Source organism: Roseisalinus antarcticus, assembly GCF_900172355.1.
In the GTDB taxonomy this organism is placed as follows: Bacteria; Pseudomonadota; Alphaproteobacteria; order Rhodobacterales; family Rhodobacteraceae; genus Oceanicola; species Oceanicola antarcticus_A.
In genome coordinates, this window is the sequence record NZ_FWFZ01000019.1 from 24,416 (window position 1) to 43,806 (window position 19,391).

Annotated in this window: 21 protein-coding genes; 11 read left to right on the top strand and 10 right to left on the bottom strand. The window is 68.4% G+C overall.

What is annotated here, in order from left to right; genetic code table 11:
* Positions 1 to 127: 127 nt before the first annotated feature.
* Genes ROA7023_RS15580 through glmM form a run of 3 tightly spaced genes read left to right on the top strand, consistent with a single transcriptional unit; the run spans position 128 to position 3,388 of the window.
* Complete coding sequence (locus ROA7023_RS15580; RefSeq protein WP_085879968.1) at positions 128 to 1,039, top strand: dihydroneopterin aldolase; 912 nt, start codon at positions 128 to 130, stop codon at positions 1,037 to 1,039.
* Positions 1,036 to 2,046 (top strand): dihydropteroate synthase, encoded by a 1,011-nt coding sequence (folP, locus tag ROA7023_RS15585; protein WP_085879969.1) that lies wholly within the window; start codon positions 1,036 to 1,038, stop codon positions 2,044 to 2,046. Before ROA7023_RS15580 ends, folP begins: the two co-directional genes overlap by 4 nt.
* Positions 2,039 to 3,388: a phosphoglucosamine mutase gene (glmM, locus tag ROA7023_RS15590; protein WP_085879970.1), complete on the top strand. Its 1,350-nt coding sequence runs from the start codon at positions 2,039 to 2,041 to the stop codon at positions 3,386 to 3,388. The genes folP and glmM overlap by 8 nt, the downstream gene beginning before the upstream one ends.
* A gap of 40 nt (positions 3,389 to 3,428) precedes the next feature.
* Here the strand turns inward: glmM and ROA7023_RS15595 are convergent, their stop codons facing one another.
* Positions 3,429 to 4,346, bottom strand: a complete 918-nt coding sequence (locus ROA7023_RS15595; RefSeq protein ID WP_370739238.1) for a DMT family transporter — start codon at positions 4,344 to 4,346, stop codon at positions 3,429 to 3,431.
* 66 nt (positions 4,347 to 4,412) lie between these two features.
* Between ROA7023_RS15595 and ROA7023_RS15600 the strand changes: the two genes are divergently transcribed.
* A complete protein-coding gene (locus tag ROA7023_RS15600; protein WP_143535585.1) occupies positions 4,413 to 4,637 on the top strand; it encodes a hypothetical protein in 225 nt (74 codons plus the stop codon).
* A gap of 116 nt (positions 4,638 to 4,753) precedes the next feature.
* Here the strand turns inward: ROA7023_RS15600 and ilvC are convergent, their stop codons facing one another.
* On the bottom strand, positions 4,754 to 5,776 hold the full coding sequence (ilvC, locus tag ROA7023_RS15605) for a ketol-acid reductoisomerase (protein WP_085879973.1): 1,023 nt from the start codon (positions 5,774 to 5,776) through the stop codon (positions 4,754 to 4,756).
* 133 nt (positions 5,777 to 5,909) lie between these two features.
* Here ilvC and ROA7023_RS15610 point away from each other — a divergent pair, with 133 nt between their 5' ends.
* Both ROA7023_RS15610 and ROA7023_RS15615 read left to right on the top strand, forming a co-directional pair.
* A complete protein-coding gene (locus tag ROA7023_RS15610; protein WP_085880025.1) occupies positions 5,910 to 6,365 on the top strand; it encodes an Lrp/AsnC family transcriptional regulator in 456 nt (151 codons plus the stop codon).
* The gene (locus tag ROA7023_RS15615; RefSeq protein ID WP_085879974.1) at positions 6,362 to 6,817 is read left to right on the top strand and encodes an Lrp/AsnC family transcriptional regulator; all 456 of its coding nucleotides are present in this window, start codon (positions 6,362 to 6,364) and stop codon (positions 6,815 to 6,817) included. The genes ROA7023_RS15610 and ROA7023_RS15615 overlap by 4 nt, the downstream gene beginning before the upstream one ends.
* Here ROA7023_RS15615 and ROA7023_RS15620 read toward each other — a convergent pair.
* On the bottom strand, positions 6,814 to 7,443 hold the full coding sequence (locus tag ROA7023_RS15620) for an HAD-IA family hydrolase (protein ID WP_085879975.1): 630 nt from the start codon (positions 7,441 to 7,443) through the stop codon (positions 6,814 to 6,816). The genes ROA7023_RS15615 and ROA7023_RS15620 overlap by 4 nt on opposite strands.
* Before the next feature lie 658 nt (positions 7,444 to 8,101).
* Here ROA7023_RS15620 and ROA7023_RS15625 point away from each other — a divergent pair.
* A complete protein-coding gene (locus ROA7023_RS15625) occupies positions 8,102 to 9,241 on the top strand; it encodes an aminotransferase class V-fold PLP-dependent enzyme (protein WP_085879976.1) in 1,140 nt (379 codons plus the stop codon).
* 12 nt (positions 9,242 to 9,253) lie between these two features.
* Here ROA7023_RS15625 and ROA7023_RS15630 read toward each other — a convergent pair whose 3' ends face one another.
* On the bottom strand, positions 9,254 to 10,450 hold the full coding sequence (locus tag ROA7023_RS15630; protein WP_085879977.1) for a UbiH/UbiF family hydroxylase: 1,197 nt from the start codon (positions 10,448 to 10,450) through the stop codon (positions 9,254 to 9,256).
* A gap of 42 nt (positions 10,451 to 10,492) precedes the next feature.
* Positions 10,493 to 11,137: a pyrimidine 5'-nucleotidase gene (locus ROA7023_RS15635; protein ID WP_085879978.1), complete on the bottom strand. Its 645-nt coding sequence runs from the start codon at positions 11,135 to 11,137 to the stop codon at positions 10,493 to 10,495.
* A gap of 101 nt (positions 11,138 to 11,238) precedes the next feature.
* Here ROA7023_RS15635 and ROA7023_RS15640 point away from each other — a divergent pair, with 101 nt between their 5' ends.
* Positions 11,239 to 11,892: a GntR family transcriptional regulator gene (locus ROA7023_RS15640; RefSeq protein WP_085879979.1), complete on the top strand. Its 654-nt coding sequence runs from the start codon at positions 11,239 to 11,241 to the stop codon at positions 11,890 to 11,892.
* On the opposite strand, the gene ROA7023_RS15645 is transcribed toward ROA7023_RS15640, so the two are convergent.
* Both ROA7023_RS15645 and carA read right to left on the bottom strand, forming a co-directional pair.
* On the bottom strand, positions 11,855 to 13,771 hold the full coding sequence (locus ROA7023_RS15645; protein WP_085879980.1) for a glycosyltransferase: 1,917 nt from the start codon (positions 13,769 to 13,771) through the stop codon (positions 11,855 to 11,857). The genes ROA7023_RS15640 and ROA7023_RS15645 overlap by 38 nt on opposite strands.
* A gap of 56 nt (positions 13,772 to 13,827) precedes the next feature.
* Positions 13,828 to 15,003 (bottom strand): glutamine-hydrolyzing carbamoyl-phosphate synthase small subunit, encoded by a 1,176-nt coding sequence (carA, locus tag ROA7023_RS15650; protein ID WP_085879981.1) that lies wholly within the window; start codon positions 15,001 to 15,003, stop codon positions 13,828 to 13,830.
* A 195-nt stretch (positions 15,004 to 15,198) separates the two neighbouring features.
* Here carA and ROA7023_RS15655 point away from each other — a divergent pair, with 195 nt between their 5' ends.
* Positions 15,199 to 15,666 carry a GatB/YqeY domain-containing protein gene (locus ROA7023_RS15655; RefSeq protein WP_085879982.1) on the top strand — a complete coding sequence of 156 codons (468 nt, stop codon included), beginning with the start codon at positions 15,199 to 15,201 and terminating at the stop codon, positions 15,664 to 15,666.
* A 4-nt stretch (positions 15,667 to 15,670) separates the two neighbouring features.
* Here the strand turns inward: ROA7023_RS15655 and ROA7023_RS15660 are convergent, their stop codons facing one another.
* From ROA7023_RS15660 to ROA7023_RS15670, 3 genes are read right to left on the bottom strand one after another with little or no spacing between them, the layout of a single operon-like run.
* Positions 15,671 to 16,582, bottom strand: coding sequence for a hypothetical protein (locus ROA7023_RS15660; protein WP_085879983.1), 912 nt, complete (start codon positions 16,580 to 16,582; stop codon positions 15,671 to 15,673).
* Positions 16,579 to 17,085 carry a DUF2244 domain-containing protein gene (locus ROA7023_RS15665; protein WP_085879984.1) on the bottom strand — a complete coding sequence of 169 codons (507 nt, stop codon included), beginning with the start codon at positions 17,083 to 17,085 and terminating at the stop codon, positions 16,579 to 16,581. The genes ROA7023_RS15660 and ROA7023_RS15665 overlap by 4 nt, the downstream gene beginning before the upstream one ends.
* 56 nt (positions 17,086 to 17,141) lie before the next feature.
* Positions 17,142 to 17,975, bottom strand: coding sequence for an SHOCT domain-containing protein (locus ROA7023_RS15670; RefSeq protein WP_085879985.1), 834 nt, complete (start codon positions 17,973 to 17,975; stop codon positions 17,142 to 17,144).
* Positions 17,976 to 18,310: 335 nt separating this feature from the next.
* On the opposite strand from ROA7023_RS15670, the gene ROA7023_RS15675 reads away from it, so the two are divergent.
* Together ROA7023_RS15675 and ROA7023_RS15680 are read left to right on the top strand one after the other, a co-directional pair.
* The gene (locus ROA7023_RS15675) at positions 18,311 to 18,697 is read left to right on the top strand and encodes a cupin domain-containing protein (RefSeq protein WP_085879986.1); all 387 of its coding nucleotides are present in this window, start codon (positions 18,311 to 18,313) and stop codon (positions 18,695 to 18,697) included.
* Positions 18,698 to 18,741: 44 nt separating this feature from the next.
* A complete protein-coding gene (locus ROA7023_RS15680; RefSeq protein WP_085879987.1) occupies positions 18,742 to 19,359 on the top strand; it encodes a TetR/AcrR family transcriptional regulator in 618 nt (205 codons plus the stop codon).
* The last annotated feature ends 32 nt before the right edge of the window (positions 19,360 to 19,391 follow it).

A 19,391-nucleotide genomic window follows, 5' to 3' on the forward strand; every position in this document is an offset into this window, starting at 1 on the left:
AGGCCCGTAGACCTCCGGCTGGCGCGGGTGGCGATGGATCTCTGCCGTCTCGGGTCGGAATCGGGTTGCACCGCCGGGGCCGCGCGGCGTAGGGCGCCAGTGACAGCGACCAGATATCAGGTGCCAGATGAGCGACGAAATCCGCCAAGCGTTCGCCCATCCCTCCGAGAGGGCCGAGGCGACGGCGCAGGTGCCGCGCGACAGGATCTCCTTGCGGGATCACGTGGTCGACGTTGAGATTGGCGCCTTTCAGCAGGAGCGCGGCGTGATGCAACGCGTGCGCTTCAACGTCGTGGTCGAGGTCGCGACAGCCGGTACCGCGATCGACGACGACGTGGATCGCATCCTGTCCTACGATCGCCTTGCCGAGGCGATTGCCATCGAGCTGGCGGCCGAGCGGATCAACCTGTTGGAGACGCTGGCCGAGCGCGTCGCGGCCCGGATCCTGTCGGAGTCGTTGGCGGCGCGGGTCTTTCTGCGGATCGAAAAGATCGACCGGGGGCCCTATGATCTCGGGGTCGAAATTGTCCGGGCGAGGGGCGAGGAAGCGGAGCCCGCGCGGCTGCATCAGGCCGGTCCCCGGCCTCGGGTGCTGTTCCTGTCCAACGAGGTTCTTGACTCTCCCGGGCTTGGCGCCGTGCTCGACCGCCATGCCGGCGGGCCGCTGATCGTCGTGGTGGGAGCGGCGGACGTGCCCGCGCCGCAATCGCCGGTCGCCCCTGTGCAGCGGCGAATAGACTTGCTTGCCATCGAGCAGAACGCCTGGGTCCTGGCCGGGAAGGATCGGCGCTGCGTGGTCGTGGGCACGCGGACGGAGCTGGACTGGGCCATGAAGAACGGCCAGATCTGCGTCTGGGCGCCCTCCAAGGTCGTGCTGGACGCGGTCGAGAGCCCGTCGGCCTCGCCTCGGGATGCGACGGCGCTGGCCGCCTGGTTCGCCCAGTTGATGGCGGCGTCCGAGCTGGTGACCGTCGGGGCAAAGGCTCCGCCCGCCACTGACCTGCCCGTGGACCTGCCTGTCCGCGAGGAGCCCGCATGAATGTGACGCCCCGCCCCTGGCCCGGTGCGCTGAGGCATGCGTCCGGGCAGGTCCTGCCGCTGGCCGGCAGCGCCCATGTCGGCTTTGACCGGGTGCTGACGGGCGGACAGATGGCGGCGGCGGGCGAGCTTGCGCCCGACCTGCGCGACCTGCTCTCAACCGAGCGTCCGCCGGTCTGCGGGCTGACCCTGCGGACACCGCGGATCATGGGCATTCTGAATGTCACGCCCGACAGTTTCTCGGACGGCGGCAAGTATCTTGCCGGCGAGGCCGCGGTCGCGCGGGCAGTGGCCATGGCCGAGGACGCCGACATCCTCGATATCGGCGGCGAGAGCACGCGCCCGGGCGCCGATGAGGTGCCCGAGGCCGAGGAGGTCGCCCGCGTCGCACCCGTCATCGCGGCGATCCGGGCGGCGGGGATGGCGATTCCGATCTCGGTCGACACGCGCAAGGCGGCCGTCGCGGAAGCCGCGCTCGACGCCGGGGCCGACATGATCAACGACGTGACAGCGGGGCGGTTCGACGCCCGGATGCTGCCGCTGGCGGCGCGGCGCGGGGTTCCGATCTGCCTGATGCACTCGGTGGCCGACCCCAAGACGATGCAGGCCCATGCCAGCTATGACGATGTCTCGACACAGGTCTTCGACCACCTGGCGGAGCGTATCGCGGCGGCGCTGGAGGCGGGCATTCCGAAGGCGCATGTGATCGCGGACCCCGGGATCGGCTTCGGCAAGACTCTGCAACACAATTTGACCCTGATCCGCGAGCTTTCCCGCTACCATGCGCTTGGCGTGCCGATCCTGTTCGGCGCGTCCCGCAAGCAGTTCATCGGAACGATCGGGCACTCCGACACCGACGGGCGGCTTGGCGGATCCATCGCGGTGGCGCTTGTCGCGGCGGACCAGGGGGCGCATATCCTGCGCGTCCACGACACATACGAGACCAGACAGGCGTTGCGCCTGCACCTGGCGATACACGAGGGATACGAGGAGACCCCGGATGCGTAGACTCTTCGGCACGGACGGCGTGCGCGGCACCGCCAACGCCTGGCCCATGACCGCCGAGATGGCGCTCAAGATCGGGGCCGCGGCAGGGCGTTTCTTTCGAAACGACGGGTCGAACGGCCACCGGGTGGTGATCGGCAAGGATACGCGCCTGTCGGGCTACATGTTCGAGAATGCGCTGACGGCGGGCCTGACCTCGACCGGCATGAACGTGCTGTTGCTGGGGCCGGTGCCGACGCCCGCGGTGGGGTTGCTCACGACGTCGATGCGGGCGGATGTGGGGATCATGATCTCGGCCTCGCACAATCCTCATGAGGACAACGGGATCAAGTTCTTCGGGCCTGACGGGTTCAAGCTGTCGGACGCGGCCGAAGCCGAGATCGAGGCGCTGGTCAACGGCCCGATCGATCCGGCCCGGGCCCAGAACATCGGCCGCGCGAAGCGGGTCGACGACGGCCGCTTCCGTTATGCAGAGCGGCTGAAGGCGACGTTTTCGTCGGGCATCCGCCTCGACGGGCTGAAGGTGGTGATCGATTGCGCCAACGGGGCCGCCTACAAGGTCGCCCCCGAGGTCCTGTGGGAGCTGGGGGCGACGGTCATTCCCGTGGGCACCGCGCCCAACGGGCTGAACATCAACCATCATTGCGGCTCCACCCATCCGATGACGGCGGCCGAGGCGATCATCGCCCATGACGCCGACGTCGGCATCTGCCTCGATGGCGACGCGGACCGGGTGGTGATCCTCGACGAAAGCGGGCAAGTGGCCGATGGCGACCAGATCATGGCGCTGTTCGCGGCCCGCTGGGCCGAACAGCAGCGCCTGCGGGACGGCACGCTGGTTGCGACGGTGATGTCGAACCTGGGGCTGGAGCGGTTCCTGACCGGCAAGGGGCTGAGCCTGAAGCGCACGCAGGTCGGCGACCGCTATGTGGTCGAGGCGATGCGGGCCGGCGGCTGGAACCTCGGCGGAGAGCAATCGGGGCATATCGTCATGACCGACTACGCCACGACCGGCGATGGCCTGTTGGCGGGCCTGCAGTTTCTCGCGGCCATGATCGAGACCGATCTGCCCGCCTCCGAGCTTGCCCGCAATTTCGAGCGCGTGCCTCAGATGCTGAAGAACGTCCGCTACGGCGTGGACCAGGATCCGCTGTCCGCCGCGGCGGTGAAGGCGGCGATCACGTCGGCCGAGGGGGCGATGGGAGAGCGTGGCCGGCTGCTGATCCGCAAGTCGGGCACCGAACCGCTGGTGCGGGTGATGGCCGAATGCGAGGACGAGGGCCTGCTCTCACAGGTGGTCGACGGGATCGTGGCCGAGATCGAGGCGGCGTTGCAGCCTGCCTGAGGCGGGGTCGCCCTGGCCGTGCCGAAAGGGGGGCCGCCGCCTAGCGTGGCGCGTGACGGAACATGCGCCGCAGGCTGTCGCTCTGGGTGATGGCCAGCCCGATCAGGACCAGCGGCAGGGCGACGTAGAACCGCCCCGGCAGGGTTTCCGAGAGCACAAGCCAGCCGAAGAACATCGTCCATAGCGTGATCTGGTAGGACACCAGCGACATGAACAGCGAGCCCGCGCTGCGGATGATGGCGATCCGCAGCAAGGCGGCCAGTGCCGTCGGGAACAGCCCGAGGAACACGATCGCGCCGCCGGCCAGTGGGCCGTTCCAGCCGGGCAGCCCCTCGACCAGCAGCATGGCCGGGATCAGGCAGGCGGCCCCGACGGCGAGGGTCAGCGCACCCAGCGTGACCGGGTCGATCGCCGGGCAGCGCCGCGTCATGATGGAGCCCGCCGCATAGCACAGCGCCGCGCCGAGGCAGGCGACCTGGCCGAGCGGTTCTGCGCCCTGGCCGATATTGGCCAGACCCGGCCCGATCAGCACCATGGCCCCGACGAAGCCGAGCACGGTGCCCAGGGACTTGCGCAGGCTCATGGGCTCGTCGGAAAAGACATGCGCCAGCGGCAGCACGAAGAGCGGCACGGCGGTGGTGGACAATCCGGCGAAGGCCGAGGGTACATATTGTTGCCCCCAGCTGAACAGGAAGAAGGGCAGCGCCGAGGAAAAGATGCCGATGCCCAGTAGATAGGGCCAGACGGACGCTACGACGGCCGCGGAAGGGAACGGGCGGCGCAGCACGGCCATCAGCACGAGCATCGCCGCGGCGCCCAGCGATACCCGGGCGCAGGCGATCGTGACCGGGCCGTATCCGCCGGCCAGCGCCACCTCGACGACCATGAACGTGCCGCCCCAGATCAGCCCCAGAAAGAGGATCGCCAGCCAGTTCGCGGGTGTCGGTTGGGGCATGATGTCTCACCCTGGGATTGCATGGAACGGGCGGGACCGCCGCAGGTTGTGAAGGCAGAATGTCGAAACATGAGTTTCGAAATAACGTCATTGATGGAGAAAAAACAAATGGTTGACGGATTTCTATTGCCGACTCTGGCCCTTGTGACGATCGGAGCGGCCATTGTCGTTGCCCTCTGGAGCAAGAGCAAGACCCGGAAGATGTCGCACGTGCGCGAGCAGGACAAGTCGAGCCTCGCCACCGATGGCCCCGGCCCCGCGCCGGTGCGGTCACCTGGCAAGGATCGGTCGTGACGCCCTCCGGCCCGGCGGGTCACCGCTTGACCGGAGGGCCATTTCAGGCCCGGCAGATGTCGTCAGGCCGGACGTGAGACCGGGGCGCCGATCCTGTCGGCGCCCCTTTGGGCGGATCAGTTCTTGGTCTGGTCGACCAGCTTGCCGGCCGAGATCCAGGGCATCATGGCGCGGAGCTTTTCGCCGACCTGTTCGATCTGGTGCTCGTCGTTGAGGCGGCGCGTGGCCTTGAACATCGGCTGGCCCACGGTGTTCTCGGTCATGAAGTCGCGCACGAACTTGCCGGTCTGGATGTCGTGCAGAACCGCCTTCATCCGGGCCTTGGTCTCGTCATAGGGCAGGATGCGGGGCCCCGAGACATACTCGCCGTATTCGGCGGTGTTCGAGATCGAGTAGTTCATGTTCGCGATGCCGCCCTCGTAGATCAGGTCCACGATCAGCTTCACCTCGTGCAGGCACTCGAAATAGGCCATCTCGGGCTCGTAGCCGGCCTCGACCAGGGTCTCGAAGCCCATGCGGATGAGCTCCACCAGGCCGCCGCAGAGCACGGCCTGTTCGCCGAAGAGGTCGGTTTCGCATTCCTGGCGGAAGTTGGTCTCGATGATGCCCGAGCGGCCGCCGCCGATGGCGGAACAATAGGACAGGCCGATCTCCATCGCCTTGCCGGAGGCGTCCTGGTCGACGGCCACCAGACAGGGCACGCCGCCGCCCTTGACATATTCGCCGCGCACGGTGTGGCCGGGGCCTTTGGGCGCCATCATGATGACATCGACGCCGGGCTTGGGCTCGATCAGGCCGAAGTGGACGTTGAGGCCGTGGGCGAAGGCGATCGCCGCGCCGTCCTTGAGGTTGTCGTGGACATGGGCCTTGTAGGTCGCGGCCTGCAGCTCGTCGGGCATGGTGAACATGATGAGATCGCACCAGGACGCGGCTTCGGCGATGCCCATGACCGTCAGGCCCTCGGCCTCGGCCTTGGCGCGGGAGGGCGAGCCTTCGCGGAGGGCGACGACGATATTCTTGGCGCCGCTGTCGCGCAGGTTGAGCGCATGGGCATGGCCCTGGGAGCCATATCCGAGAATGGCGACCTTCATGTCCTTGATGAGGTTCACATCGCAATCGCGATCGTAATAGACGCGCATGGGCGGTTCCTTCCTGTATCTGTTCCTGTCGCGCAACCTAACCGCGGTGGCGCGGAATTCGAGCGCTCCGACAGTGAGTTTTTCTGCCAAGATGAAGTTGCTATTCGCCCGAGGCGTGAATATGCCGAATTTCATGCTTGATGACCTCGACAGACGACTTCTGCGCCAGCTGCAGGCCGATCCGACATTGTCGATGGCGGAATTGGCCGACCGGGCCCGCACGACCGCCGCGCGGGCGGCGCGGCGTGTGGAGCGGATGGAGGCGGATGGCGTCATCGTCGGGCAGGAGGCGGTTCTGGACTGGCCGGCGCTGGGCTTCGCGGTGCATGTCTCGCTGCGGATCACGGTGGACAAGGCCGCGCCGCGGGCGCTGGACGAGCTGATGGCGGCGGCCCGAAAGGTGCCGGAGGTGGCGGAGATGCAGACTTTTCTCGGTCGGGTCGATCTGCGGCTGTCGGTCATCGCGCGGGACATGGAGCATTACCAGGAGACCTATCGCGAGCGGATCCTGGCCTTGCCCCATATCGCCGACATCGAGGCCTTGTTGACCATCTCGACCGTCAAGGACGAGGGCGGGTTGCCGATATGACCGGGCTCGATGAGACCGATCTCGCGCTGCTGCGGATCCTGGCCCGGGATTCGGCCCAGAGCGCGGGGGCGCTGGGCCGGCGGGTGGGGCTGTCGCAGCCGGCCGCCTGGCGCCGGATCCGGCGGCTGGAGGAAGCCGGGTTCGTCACGGGGCGGAGTCTGCGGCTCGATCCGGGGGCGCTGGGCCTGGGGGTGACCGTGTTCCTGGGCGTGAAGCTTGCCACCAAGGGGCGGGTCAGCCTGGAGGATTTCGAGCGGGCGGTCTGCGCCATTCCCGAGGTGCGGCGGGTCGAGCACGTGCTGGGGCTCTATGATTACCGCCTGCGTGTCGTGGCGCGGGACTTGGCCGATTTCGAACGCGTCCTACGGCGCCGGATCATGACGCTGCCGGGGATCGGGAACGTCGAGGCGAATGTTCTTTTGACCGAGGAACGGTTTCCGGGCCCGCTCTAGACCGAGCGGGGCAGGCGCGAGCGCAGGGCGTCGTAGGAAAGGCGCGAATAGCGGAAGGTCCGGAACCCGAGCTTGGCCGCCGCATTCACATTGGCGGTCACGTCATCGACGAAGAGGATCTTGTTGGGTTCCAGCCCCAGACCCTCGACGGCGGCGGCATAGGCGCGAGGGTCGGGCTTCGCATGGCCGATGCTGCTGGAGACGAACAGCCGTTCCATATGCGGCATGTCGGGCAGGCGGGATTCGATCCAGGCACCGCGGCGCAGGTCGGCATTGGTCAGGATGGCCTGACGGATTCCGCGCTTGGCCGCATCTGCGGACAGCTCGATCAGGCGGCGGTCGGGGTGAAAATCCCGGGAGAGCCAATACTCGACGACCTGTTCGGGGGTTGCGTCCACGCCCGATTGCGCGATCCAGGCGGCGATGCGGGTTTCGATCTTCTCCTGTCCGGTCAGCAGGGGCTGTATGTCGCCGAAGACCTGGTCCACGAAGGTGGCCAGGGGGGCACCGAAATCCGCCTCGAACTCCTCCGACCAGCGGAAACGTCCCTGCCGTTCATTTGGATTCAGGACTCCGTCAAAGTCCCATAATATTGCTGAAAATCGCACGTCGTCAGTTTTGTTCATGGCCGGACGCTACGCCCCGACGGATGCGCCGTCGAGGGGCTGCGTCGGGCCGGGCGCAGAAAAGCCCGGCAGCGGAAATCCCCGCGGCGCGGAAGGGGCTCGGGAAAGCGGCGGGCGATCCGGGTTTGGCCGCGCCGGCCGGTGTCGGCATGGGCGCCGGCTGCCGGGACGGCGATCCGCGGCGAGGGGCCAGCGGGCTGGAAACGGTCGCCGCAGCTTGAAAAGCGGGTGAAACGACCGCACAACGCGCGGCCGGCCGTCCCGGGCTGCAGGTGGTTGGCCCGGGTCCTTGTCACGAAGGGCATCGCTTGTGCGCCCTCCCGGGCCATGACTGACGAACTGCTGGTTGGCCCGACCTGGTGGAGTGAGGCAAAAAGGTCGCAAATCCCCCCCCGGCTGCGAGGGGCGCGGGCGGAGCCGGTCCGTCGGACGGGCGCTGCTCGACCGGTCGGATGGCGACCGCATGCACCGTCGGCGGTGCCGTCTCCGGTCAGCATGAGTGTTGTTTCTGCCTGCGTCGCTCGATACCACGTAAGGGACAGAAGCCGGGCTGCGCCGGTGTTCCGGGTCCCGCGATCCGGTGCGGTGCAAACAGGGCATTAATGTGGCAATACTGCGTCGCGACCGCCGTTGGCGCATCCATGAGGAGCAAATTGTGATGGACGGAAACCCGGATTTCAAAAGCACGGTCGACCCCGACGGGTTGCAGGAATTTTCGGTCGTGTTCACGGACCGGTCGCTCAACCATATGAGCGCGGTGTTCCAGCAAGTGATGAAGGACATCTCTGCCGGGCTGAAAGAGGTTTATGGCGCATCCTCCGTGGCCGTCGTGCCCGGCGGTGGCACCTTCGGGATGGAGGCCGTCGCGCGGCAGTTCGGGGCCGGAGCGCGTGTCTTCGTCGTGCGCAACGGCTGGTTCTCCTACCGGTGGACGCAGATATTCGAGGCCGGTGGCTTTGCCGCCGATGTGCAGGTGGCCAAGGCACGGGCCGCGGGGAACGGAACGGCGGAGCCCTACGCCCCGCCGCCGATCGAAGAGGTGACGGCCGCGATCCGGGCGGCCTCTCCCGACGTGGTTTTCGCCCCGCATGTGGAAACGTCGGCGGGGATCATCCTGCCCGACGACTATGTCGCGGCGCTGGCGGCCGCCGCGCATGAGGTCGGGGCGCTCATGGTGCTCGACTGCATCGCCAGCGGCTGCGTCTGGGTCGACATGGCCGCCTCCGGCGTCGACGTGCTGATCTCGGCCCCGCAGAAGGGTTGGTCCTCGACCCCCGCCGCGGGTCTGGTGATGATGTCCGAGACGGCGCGGGCGCGGCTTGACGCGACCACGTCGGATTCCTTTGCCATGGACCTCAAGAAATGGACCTCGATCACGGAGGCCTACGAGGCGGGCGGGCATGCCTACCACGCCACGATGCCGACCGATTCCCTGCGGGCCTTCCGCGACACCATGCTTGAGAGCCGCGAGATCGGCTTTGACGTGCTGCGCGAGGCGCAGTGGCGTCTGGGCGACGGCGTGCGGGCGCATCTTGCCGGGCTTGGTGTCCGGTCGGTTGCGGCCGACGGCTTCGGTGCGCCGGGGGTTGTGGTCAGCTATACCGCGGATCCGGCCGTGAAATCGGGCGCCAAATTCGTCGCCGAGGGTTTTCAGGTCGCGGCGGGTGTGCCGTTGCAGGTCGGCGAGCCCGAGGGCTTTTCCACGTTCCGGATCGGCCTTTTCGGGCTCGACAAGCTGGTCGATGTGCCGGGGACCCTGGCGCGGCTGACGCCGGCGCTCGACAAGGTGCTTGGCTGACGGACCACTGGGCTAGCGGGCGCCGAGCCCGAGCCGCATCAGCCCCCGCCGGACCGGGGCCATGCCATGCAGCGCCTCGATCCCTGCCGCGCGCAGATCGCGCAGGGCGGGGGCCGAGGCCATCGAGGCGCGGTTGAGCGCGTCGATCCCCTGCACCCGCAGCAGGACGTCCGGGTGCCGGCGGCGATGGTAGCGGTCCAGCATGGCCCGGGTCCCGAGCGCCTCGGGGGCGGCGCGGACAAGACCCAGCAGACAGGCGAGATCGGCCAGGCTGGTGTTCAGCCCCTGCGCCCCGATCGGGGGCATGACATGCGCGGCCTCGGCCATCAGCGCGGTGCGCTCTGCGGACATGCGCCCGGCGACGCGGCTGATGATCGGCCAGGTCGTGCGCCGTGTCACCAGGCTGAGCGGGCCATAGAGACCGGCGGACCGCTCGGTCGCCTCGGCCTCGAAGGCGGCGTCGGGCAGGGCGATGAGGCGCTGGACCTCCGCGCCCGGGGCCATCCAGACCAGGGCAGAGCAGGGCCGCCCTTCGTGGTCGGGCAGCGGGACCAGGGTGAAGGGGCCGCCGGTGCGGTGGATCTCGGTCGAGATATTGTCGTGCGGGGCGTTGTGGGTCATCGCGCAGGTGACGGCCTTCTGGCCATAGCGATAGGTCCGCGCGTCGATCCCCGCGGCCTCGCGCACGGGGCTGTCGCGGCCATCGGCGCCGATGACCAGCCGGGTGCGCAGGCGGCTGCCGTCGCTCAGCACGACGCGGGCCTCGCTCTCACGCGTGAGCATCGAGCGAAACCCGGTGCCGGGGCGAAAGTCCACGGTCCCGAGTTCGTCGATATGGCACAGGATCTCCCGGCGCAGCAGCCAGTTCGGCAGGTTCCAGCCAAAGGGCTCGGGGCCGATGTCGGCGCTGTCGAAATCCCGGGTGACGCGGGCCTCGGGCTCGGCGCCGCCCGCATCCACGATGCGCATGATGCGCAGGGGCGTGGCATGGGGCGCGAGGTGGGGCCAGATGCCCGCCTCTTCCAGCAGCGTTCGGGCGGGCTGCAGAAAGGCGGTCGTGCGCAGGTCGGCCCCCTCGGCCAGGGCCTCGGTGACGGGCGGGGCCGGGTCCGCGCAGACCACGCGGAAGCCCGCGGCGCCGAAGGCCGCTGCCGCCGTGAGGCCGGCCACGCCGCCGCCCGAGATGAAGATATCGCAATCCATGTCCATGCCCGGGAACCTAGGTCCGCCGGGGGCAATGGGAAAGCCCGCTCAGCCCAGCTGCGACAGAAAGGCCGTGAGGTTGTCGGTGTGGTGATGGATATGATCGGCTGGCAACGGCGCCGGTCCGACATGCACGGTGCGCATCCCCATGGCGTGGGGCACTGCGAGATTGCGGGTGTCGTCCTCGAACATCGCGCCGCTTTCGGGCGCGAGCCCGTCGAGCGCGAAGACCGCCTCGAACGCGGCCTGTTCGGGTTTCGGGCGATAGCCCGCATGCTCGATCCCGTAGACCGCGTCGAATATGCCGGTCAGCCCGCGGGCCTCCAGAACCCGGCCGGCATAGTGCCCGTCGCCGTTGGTATAGACGATCCGGCGGCCGGGCAGGGCGCGAATGGCCGCCGCCAGGTCCGGGTCGGGCGCCAGGGCGGAGAAGTCGATGTCGTGCACCTCGGCCAGGAACGGCGCGGGGTCCAGGTCGTGTTCGGCCATCAGCCCCGACAGGGTGGTGCCGTACTTGCTCCAGTAGTCGCCGCGCAACCGGTTGGCCTCGACATCGTTGACCTTCAGCTCGCGGGTGATGAAAGCGATCATCTTGTCCACGATCTGGTCGAACAGACGCACGTCGGGATTGTACAGCGTGTTGTCGAGGTCGAAGACCCAGACGCGCACATGGGAAAAGGATGCAGCTACCATGGGCCGCTTTTGCCCCGGCAGACGGCCGGCTGCAACGGCTTAGGGTTGCCCAAGGGGCGCCGCGGCGGATACGGTTGCCGCACCGACGGAGGTCTGACGCCATGGCAGAGCCCAGAGCACCGCAGAAGGACGCCTACGGGCTGATCCTCGACGCGATAGATACCGGCATCTACAGGCCCGGCGACCGGCTTGTCGAAAGCGAGCTGGCCGAGCGGTTCGGCGTGTCCCGCACCCCGATCCGGGAGGCGTTGCAGCGGCTGGAGACACAATCCCTGCTGACCCGTGACGGGCGCTCGCTCATCGTGGCGTCGCTGACCCATTCGCAGTTGGCCGAGCTTTACGTGGTGCGGGGCGAGCTGGAGGGTCTGGCCGCGCGCCTGGCCGCGCGCCATGCGGCCCCCGAAGAAGTGCGGGTGCTGCGCGACATGCTGGAGGCCGATCAGGCGCTGGTCGACGACCCCGAGGCGATGTCACGGGCCAACCGGCGGTTTCACAAGCAGATCCATCTGGCCAGTCACAACCGCTTTCTGGTGCAGCAGCTGGACCTCGTGCACCGGTCCATGGCGCTTCTGGCCTCGACCTCGATCGCGGCGGACGGGCGGTCGGAAGATACCCTGCGCGAGCACGATGAGATCGTGAAGGCGATCGAGGCCGGCGACGGCGACGCCGCCGACGAGGCGCTGCGGACGCATATCTCGATGGCGTTCGTGACGAGGCTCAAGCTCGACGCCGCGGCGGTGGAGGCGGCCGAGTAGCCTCGGCCTGGGTCCCGGCGGCCTCGGGCAACTGAAAGATGCCGTGGGCGGTCTTGTCCCAGTAGAACGGCTTCACGAACAGCTCCCACAGGCCCTTGTACATCGCCGCGGTGGCCAGCGGAAAATAGAGCATCAAGGTCGGCGCCCAGAGCGCGAGCCAGGGTTTGCCCGCCCGGCGCACGGCCAGAGAGGTGATGACCAGGCTGACGGCCTCCGCGGCCAGAAACAGCAGCGTGAGGCCGAGGATCATCCGGTGCGGCACCCCGTCGATGAACGGCACGCCGACGCCGGACAGGATCCACCAGCAGGCCCAGAGCAGCGGCGCCAGCAGGAATTGGACGACGGTGCCCAGAAACAGGGCTTGGACCCCGAGAAAGCGCCAGGGCCCCAGGTCGCGCCAGAGCTCCGCCGGCCGGCGCATGTGCACCGCATAGGTCATCGCATAGCCCTTGAGCCAGCGCGAGCGTTGCCGGACCCAGGGCAGCAGGCGACCGTTCGCCTCCTCTTCGGTGACGGTCTCCAGCACGTCGGTGTGGTATCCGTGGCGGGCCAGGCGGAGGCCCAGATCCGCGTCCTCCGTCACGTTATGCGCGTCCCAGGCGCCGATCCGCTCCAACGCCTCGCGGCGGAAGAAAAGCGTGGTGCCGCCCAGGGGCACGACGAGGCCCAGACGCTCCAGCCCCGGCAGCACCAGGCGGAACCAGGTGGCGTATTCCAGCGTGAAGCAGCGGGTGAACCAGTTGGTGCGGGGGTTGTAATAGTCGAGCATCCCCTGGATGCAGGCAACCTGCGGGCCGCGCTGGGCAAACCGCGCCACGACGGCGTTGATCTGGTCGGGCGCGGGCGCGTCCTCGGCGTCGTAGACCCCGACGATCGAGCCGCGCACGAAATCCAGCGCGTAGTTCAGGGCGCGGGGCTTGGTCTTGAGCGTCCCGTGGGGGACGGTGATCGTCCGGACCCAGGGCGGCAGAATCGTGTCGCGCACCGCCTCGCGGGTCAGCCGGTCGTCGACCTCTAGCACCAGGCAGATGTCCAGAAGCTCTTGCGGGTAATCCAGCCGCATCAGGCGTGACAGCAGATGGGCCGCGATCTCCCGCTCGCGGAACAGCGGGACAAGCAGCGACACGACCGGCCGGCTGGCCGGGATGACCGGCGATGCGGTGCTGGCCGGGGGACTGCGCAGGGCTGCGATCGCGGCGGCGACCTTGAGGGCGGTGGACAGGACCAGAAACAGGGTGGCGACCAGGAGCAGGCCGAACAGGCTGGCCGCCGGCGCCCAGATGGCCAGGGCCAGCAGCGGGATCGACAGCAGCATCAGGCGCAGGCCATTCCGGGGCCCGTTCCATGTGCGGCTGCTCTCGGCCGCGGTCACCCGCATTTCCGCGCGGATCGCCAAGGCGGTGTCAGACGACATCTGGACCGCCCTGTGTAGCCTGTCCTCACGGGCGACGGCCATGCGCACCGGGCCGAACAGCGCGGTCAGGTGCGCCATATGCCGGGCGAATTCCTCGGGGCGGGAGCTGAGCACGAGGGTGCAACCGCCCACCCTGCGCCAAGGCAGCAAGCCCTCGCGAAGGCAGGTATCCGGGCCCAGGGCGGCCACCATCCTGACATCGGCGGGCTCGACCACCGGGTCGACCACGCAGGTCCGGTAGTGCCGGGCCTCGACCGTGGCGATGACGCCCCGGTCGACGGCCGAAAGGTTGCCAAGCGCGTCGGCCAGGCGGACGCCGCGGCGCTCGATGCGGCCCCGGACCCGGTCCAGTTCGGCCTGCGAGAGGATGCCATCGGCCACCAGCCAGGTCCCGATATCCGCGGTCGAAGACCGCCCACCGAACGGCAGACGATCGAGATTGCGGCCGGCAAGACTCAGCGACATCGACCTCCCCTTCCATGCAGTCGGGGATATCTTGGCCCGCTAACCTTAACAGAGGGTTAAATCGGCTGCTCCGCGGTGACGTCGCGGCCGGCCATCGCGGCGGCAAAGCGGTCGAACAGATAGGCGCTGTCCTGCGGGCCGGGGCTCGCCTCGGGGTGATACTGGACCGAGAACACCGGGCGGTCGGTCATCCGGATGCCGCAGTTCGACCCGTCGAACAGGCTGATGTGGGTCTGCATGACGCCCTCGGGCAGGGTCTGGCTGTCCACGGTGAAGCCGTGGTTCATCGAGGTGATCTCGACCTTGCCGGTCTCCAGGTCCTTGACCGGATGATTGGCGCCGTGGTGGCCGTGGTTCATCTTGATCGTATGGGCGCCGAGCGCCCGCGCCAGCATCTGGTGCCCCAGGCAGATGCCGAAGATCGGCAGGGCGGTCTCGTTCAGGATCTCGCGGATCATCGGCACGGCATAGATGCCGGTTGCGGCCGGATCGCCGGGCCCGTTCGACAGGAACAGCCCGTCGGGCGACTGGGCCAGAACGTCGGCGGCGGTGGCGCTCGCCGGCAGCACGGTGACATCGCAGCCGGTGCTGGCCAGGCACCGCAGGATGTTCCGTTTCGCGCCGTAGTCCACGGCGACGACCTTGTGCCGGGGGGCGGTCAGGCGGCCGAAGCCCTCGGGCCAGGACCACCGCGTCTCGTCCCAGCGATAGGATTGGGCGCAGGTCACCTCGCGGGCGAGGTCCACGCCCACCAGCCCCTTGAACGCCCGGGCGGCCTGCACCAGGGCACTGATGTCGAAATTGCCCTCGGGGTCATGGGCCAGCGCCACGTGGGGCGCCCCCTGCTGGCGGATCGCCCGTGTCAGGCGCCGCGTGTCCAGCCCGCCGATCCCGATCCGCCCGCGCCGCTCCAGCCAGGGCGAGAGCGCCTCGGCCGCGCGCCAGTTCGAGGGCTCGGTCGGGTCCCACTTGACGACCATGCCGGCCGCGACCGGGTCCGCGGTCTCGTCATCCTCGGGGTTCACGCCGACATTGCCCACGTGGGGAAACGTGAAGGTCACGACCTGCCCCGCATAGGACGGGTCGGTCATGATCTCCTGATAGCCGGTCATGGCCGTGTTGAAGCAGAGCTCTGCCGTGGTCTGGCCCGGCGCACCGAAGCCGCGGCCGTAGAACAGCGTCCCGTCCGCGAGGGCAAGGCAGGCAGTGGGCCGCTGGGGGATGTCGGGCATTCTCGGCTCCTCGGATGGCCGCCGGCGGGGCGGGCAGGGGGGCAACAAATCTTGGCTGATCTACGGGGCAGCGGGGGCAGGGTCAAGCGGGCTGACGTGGCGGCGGTCATGGTTGTCTATGCCGGCGGGCGGAATTATGATGTGAGACCGGAGACAGCGCGGACGGGCGCACAGAAGCCAAAGGAATACCAGCGGATGGGACTGCGCAGCAGGGTCAATTCGGCCCTCAAGGATGCAATGAAATCGCGCGAGGCCGAGCGCCTCTCGACCTTGCGGCTGATCAATGCGGCGATCAAGGACCGCGACATCGCCGCCCGGACCGGGGAAGAAGGCGGCGCCGAGGGTGTGAGCGATGACGAGGTGCTGGGCATTCTCGGCAAGATGGTCAAGCAGCGCCAGGAAAGTGCCCGCGCCTACGAGGAGGGCGGACGGCTCGACCTCGCCGAACGGGAGCTGGCCGAAATCGTCGTGATCGGCGAATTCCTGCCCCGCCAGCTTGACGAGGCGGAGACCGAGGCCGCGCTCGACCGGGCCATCGCGGACACCGGCGCCTCGTCGATCCGCGACATGGGCAAGGTCATGGCCGAGCTGAAGGCGCGGCACACCGGGCAGCTCGACTTCGGCAAGGTTGGCCCCATGGTCAAGAACAAGCTGACCGGCTGATCCCTCAGCCGGTCCGCCTGCCCAGTGCGAATTCGCTCTCGATCCCGGCGACCGCGGCGGGGTCCGCGACCTTGTAACGCTGGACGAAACGCGTCTTGAACGACACCCGCCCGCGCCGGGCGCCGAAGTTCTCGCCGTGGTTCAGCTCATAGAGGACCGAGGGCCGGGACAGGACCGTGAGCCTGCGCCCGGCGAGTGCCGCCAGATAGGGAAACATCCGGTGTTCGTGCCGGGTTGCCGCGGCGATGAACTCGGCATCCATCCGGTCGCGCGTGGTGTCGAAGGCGAAGGCAGCGCAACTGCCGCAGAGCTTCCAGAACGGCTTGCGCAAGGGCTGGGCGAGGCTGCGCGGCCCGGCCAGCGCGATGTCGCCGGTGCCCACGTCCCGGACATAGCCGGTCCGCACCAGATAGCCGCCGGGCGCCCCGCCCCGCCGCATCTCGGCCACGGCGCCTGGATGCAGCAGGTCATCGGCGTCGAACGGCATGGCATAGCCCGCGTCCCCGCCGAATTCCGGAAGATGGGTCGCGAGATGGGCAAGCTTGTCCCACTTGTCGTTGCCATCCACCGGAGAGGTGAAGGGCAGGAAGGTGATGCGGTGATCCTCGGGCAGGCCGGGATCCTCTTGCGAGCAGACGATGGCGCGCCATTGCGGGTCGGTCTGGGCGCGAAAGCTGGCGAGCGTGCCCAGCAGCCGGGCCGTCACCGCGGCGTGGTCCGTCACGTGCTGCCGGCCGACGAGCGGAATGAGGAACACCACCGTGGGATCTTGCGGCGGCGCGGCGGGCCGGGTGCGGCGCAGGGCCAGCGCCGCGCGTTCCGACGCTGACAGACCGGCGGGCAAGGGCAGGCCGAGGGCCGCCCGCAGCAGGTTTGTCGCGCGGCGCAGTTTCGGCGTGGCCCTGCGCTGGCTCATGGGCGCGACGTCAGGGCGCGAAGCCGGTCCGACAGGTCGGCATGCAGCGCCTTGCGTTCCTCGGCGACCAGGAAGGCGCCAAGCTCCACCTCGCGCCCGTTGCCCTTCAGCGTCAGATACTCCTCGACCGGGCCGCCTTTGGGGTGCAGCCGGATGTCGACCCAATAGGGGTTGGCCTCCCAATCCTGGCGGGGGCTGCGGGGGTTATGGCGGGTCAGGGCCACGCGGTCGGGCCAGAGGCGCAGTTCCTCAAGCACCGAGCCGTCGCTGTAGCTGCGCTCGATCGCCCACCAGACCCCGAAAATCGCGATGGCCAGGAACGGCAACAGCCCCCACAGCACCGGCGAGCCCACGACCGCCAAGAGCGGCATCGCGATGAGGCCCAGCGTGATCCCCAGAAAGACCGCCATCCCTTTCCGCGGCAGCGAGCGGTAGGGCCAGAGGTGCAATTCGGCGCTTGGGGCGTCGTCCCCGGGGGGAGGTGTCATCCATTCATACGGCATGTCGAAAGGTTAGCGCAGCCGGGCGCGGGGTAAACCGATTCCCGGTGTCGCAGGCCTCAGAGACGGGCCAGAAGCTCTGCCTTCTTTGCGGCGAACTCCTCGGGCTCCAGAATGCCGCGATCCCGCAGGTCGGCCAGCTTTTCGAGACGGGCAAAGATCTGCTCGTCCGACATCGGTGCGGTCTCGGTGGCGTTCTGCGGCGGGGGCGGCTCTTGTGGCGCGGCCGCCGGCGGGGAGGTCGGATTGGCCCCGGCGGGCTCGGCCGGCTCGGGCGCGGCGTTGCCGGACATGTCCACGCGCGGCAGGTCCGCGACCTGAAATGTCCCGTATTGGCTGCTGAAGGTCAGGCTTTGCGTGCCGCCCTGGGCCTGGCCGAAGCCGCCGATCCGGTGGTCGCCGGTGTCATGGACCGTGGTCTTGCCGCCGACCGAAATCGCGAGCCGTCGCGTGGAGGGAAAGAAGGCATAGCGCATGTCGTTCTGCGCACCCTGGCTCGCGGGCTGACCGAGCTCGGCCGGCCAGTCGTGCGACGGGTCGGGGGCAAAGAAGCTCGACCCGCCGGTCGGTCCCGCCGCGCCGTCACCCTGGTATTGGGATTGCGACGCGGGCGCCGGGGCAAAGATCGCGTCGCCCCCGAGCGATTGCGCCAGATCGGCGCACAGGGCATCGACCCGGGCCTTGAGCCCGTTGTTGAACATGTCCCCGACCATGGTCATTCCGCCCCTGGACCATTGGCCCATACCGCCAAGCTCGGGGATGTTGAACTGGGCCTGAGTGCCGCCGCCGTTGATCAGGGCGGTGAGCATCCGGACCACGGTCTCTTCGGAAAGCCCGTGGCGGCTTGCGGTATCTGCGACGAGGCGTTGGCCCGCATCGGTAAGGGGGCGCATATCGGAGTCCTTGGATTGAGGTGCGCAGCCGTTAGCACAGGGGCACGGCGTTTCACAGAGGCGGATTCGCGGGGCGGTCGCGGCCCGAGAGATTGCGCCGACCCCGCGCGAGCCGATCGGGTCCTGCGGGCGGGGCACCCCGGGGCGCAGGGCACCGTTGCCTGCCGGCGGTGAAAAGCACGGAATATTTGCGCAAAATGTCGACATATCTTCGGAAGAGGCCGTCGTGTTGACGTGCGCGGCCTGGTCAACATCATTGACAGCGTGATTTTCCGAGGCGTAGCATGATCTAGACCGATCGGTCTAATTTTCGCAATCCACAGGGAGGTGGGGCCATGCGCGTCGCCAGAGAAGCAGTCGACATCAAGATGCAGATTCCCGGAGCGGTCGTTCGTCAGAAAAAGGATTTCGGGGATGCGACCGGGCTCGGCAAGATTAGCGGCGAGTACTTCAGCCTGTCCGCGGGCGTCGACACCGCGCCGTTGTTCCAAGGGCTGGAGGGCAACTTGTGCCAATCCCCCCATTGGGGCTACGTTCTCGAGGGGCGTCTAACGACGACCGACGCGGAGGGCCGCGAGGAAACGGTTACGGCAAGGGACCTGTTCTATTGGCCGCCGGGCCACAACGTGAGGGTGGAGGCGGATGCCGAAATCATCATGTTCAGCCCGCAGCACGAGCATGGACAGGTCATCGATCATATGATCGAGATGACCAAGGGCTGACGCGCCGCGCCCGGCCCGGCCAGCGACCGACCGCGAAAGGCAAGATGACAGACAATGCTCCGGCCATTCACGCGACCAAGCAACGGTTGATCGACGCCGGGCTGCGGCTGCTTCTCAGGCATGGCTACAACGACCTCGGGGTGCAGGCCATCCTGGCGGAGACCCGGCTGCCCAAGGGATCGTTCTACCATCACTTCCGGGACAAGGAGGATTTCGCGCTTCAGGTCGTGGACGGCTACATGGCGCAGGTCCATGCCGGGCTCGACCATTGCCTGTCCGACCGGGCACGGCCGCCGCTGTCGCGGGTGCGCGACTTCTTCGAGATGACGCAGGCGGCCTATCGGGAAGAGGGCTATCTGGGCTGCCTGATCGGTGGGCTGGGGCAGGAATTATCTGGGGTCAGCGAGGTGTTCCGCACCCGGATCGACGGTTGCCTGGGCTACATCTCCGAGCGGATGGCGGCCTGCCTCGAAGAGGCCCGGCAGAGCGGCGACATCCCCCCCGACAGCGACGTGCGCGAGGTGGCGGACCGGCTGGTGGATTGCTGGGAAGGCGCGGCCCTGCGCAGCCGGTTGCAACGGCACCCGCAGGCCCTGGGCGCGATGCTCGACTTCTTCTTCATGGCGGTGACGCGGGACCGGGCGAGCGCCGGGCCGGGCTGAGCGGCCCGGCCTTCGGGGCCCCATCCGGCCTC

Excerpts from the sequence above, each read along its gene's own strand:
- ROA7023_RS15625 (WP_085879976.1), top strand. The coding sequence starts at position 8,102 with ATGGACGGAAACCCGGATTTCAAAAGCACGGTCGACCCCGACGGGTTG.
- ROA7023_RS15620 (WP_085879975.1), bottom strand. The coding sequence starts at position 7,443 with ATGAACAAAACTGACGACGTGCGATTTTCAGCAATATTATGGGACTTT.
- ROA7023_RS15675 (WP_085879986.1), top strand. The coding sequence starts at position 18,311 with ATGCGCGTCGCCAGAGAAGCAGTCGACATCAAGATGCAGATTCCCGGA.
- ROA7023_RS15670 (WP_085879985.1), bottom strand. The coding sequence starts at position 17,975 with ATGCGCCCCCTTACCGATGCGGGCCAACGCCTCGTCGCAGATACCGCA.
- ROA7023_RS15645 (WP_085879980.1), bottom strand. The coding sequence starts at position 13,771 with ATGTCGCTGAGTCTTGCCGGCCGCAATCTCGATCGTCTGCCGTTCGGT.
- ilvC (WP_085879973.1), bottom strand. The coding sequence starts at position 5,776 with ATGCGCGTCTATTACGATCGCGATTGCGATGTGAACCTCATCAAGGAC.
- ROA7023_RS15580 (WP_085879968.1), top strand. The coding sequence starts at position 128 with ATGAGCGACGAAATCCGCCAAGCGTTCGCCCATCCCTCCGAGAGGGCC.
- ROA7023_RS15640 (WP_085879979.1), top strand. The coding sequence starts at position 11,239 with ATGGCAGAGCCCAGAGCACCGCAGAAGGACGCCTACGGGCTGATCCTC.
- ROA7023_RS15655 (WP_085879982.1), top strand. The coding sequence starts at position 15,199 with ATGGGACTGCGCAGCAGGGTCAATTCGGCCCTCAAGGATGCAATGAAA.
- ROA7023_RS15680 (WP_085879987.1), top strand. The coding sequence starts at position 18,742 with ATGACAGACAATGCTCCGGCCATTCACGCGACCAAGCAACGGTTGATC.
- carA (WP_085879981.1), bottom strand. The coding sequence starts at position 15,003 with ATGCCCGACATCCCCCAGCGGCCCACTGCCTGCCTTGCCCTCGCGGAC.
- ROA7023_RS15600 (WP_143535585.1), top strand. The coding sequence starts at position 4,413 with ATGAGTTTCGAAATAACGTCATTGATGGAGAAAAAACAAATGGTTGAC.
- ROA7023_RS15610 (WP_085880025.1), top strand. The coding sequence starts at position 5,910 with ATGCTTGATGACCTCGACAGACGACTTCTGCGCCAGCTGCAGGCCGAT.
- glmM (WP_085879970.1), top strand. The coding sequence starts at position 2,039 with ATGCGTAGACTCTTCGGCACGGACGGCGTGCGCGGCACCGCCAACGCC.
- ROA7023_RS15635 (WP_085879978.1), bottom strand. The coding sequence starts at position 11,137 with ATGGTAGCTGCATCCTTTTCCCATGTGCGCGTCTGGGTCTTCGACCTC.
- ROA7023_RS15630 (WP_085879977.1), bottom strand. The coding sequence starts at position 10,450 with ATGGACATGGATTGCGATATCTTCATCTCGGGCGGCGGCGTGGCCGGC.
- ROA7023_RS15660 (WP_085879983.1), bottom strand. The coding sequence starts at position 16,582 with ATGAGCCAGCGCAGGGCCACGCCGAAACTGCGCCGCGCGACAAACCTG.
- ROA7023_RS15615 (WP_085879974.1), top strand. The coding sequence starts at position 6,362 with ATGACCGGGCTCGATGAGACCGATCTCGCGCTGCTGCGGATCCTGGCC.
- folP (WP_085879969.1), top strand. The coding sequence starts at position 1,036 with ATGAATGTGACGCCCCGCCCCTGGCCCGGTGCGCTGAGGCATGCGTCC.
- ROA7023_RS15665 (WP_085879984.1), bottom strand. The coding sequence starts at position 17,085 with ATGCCGTATGAATGGATGACACCTCCCCCCGGGGACGACGCCCCAAGC.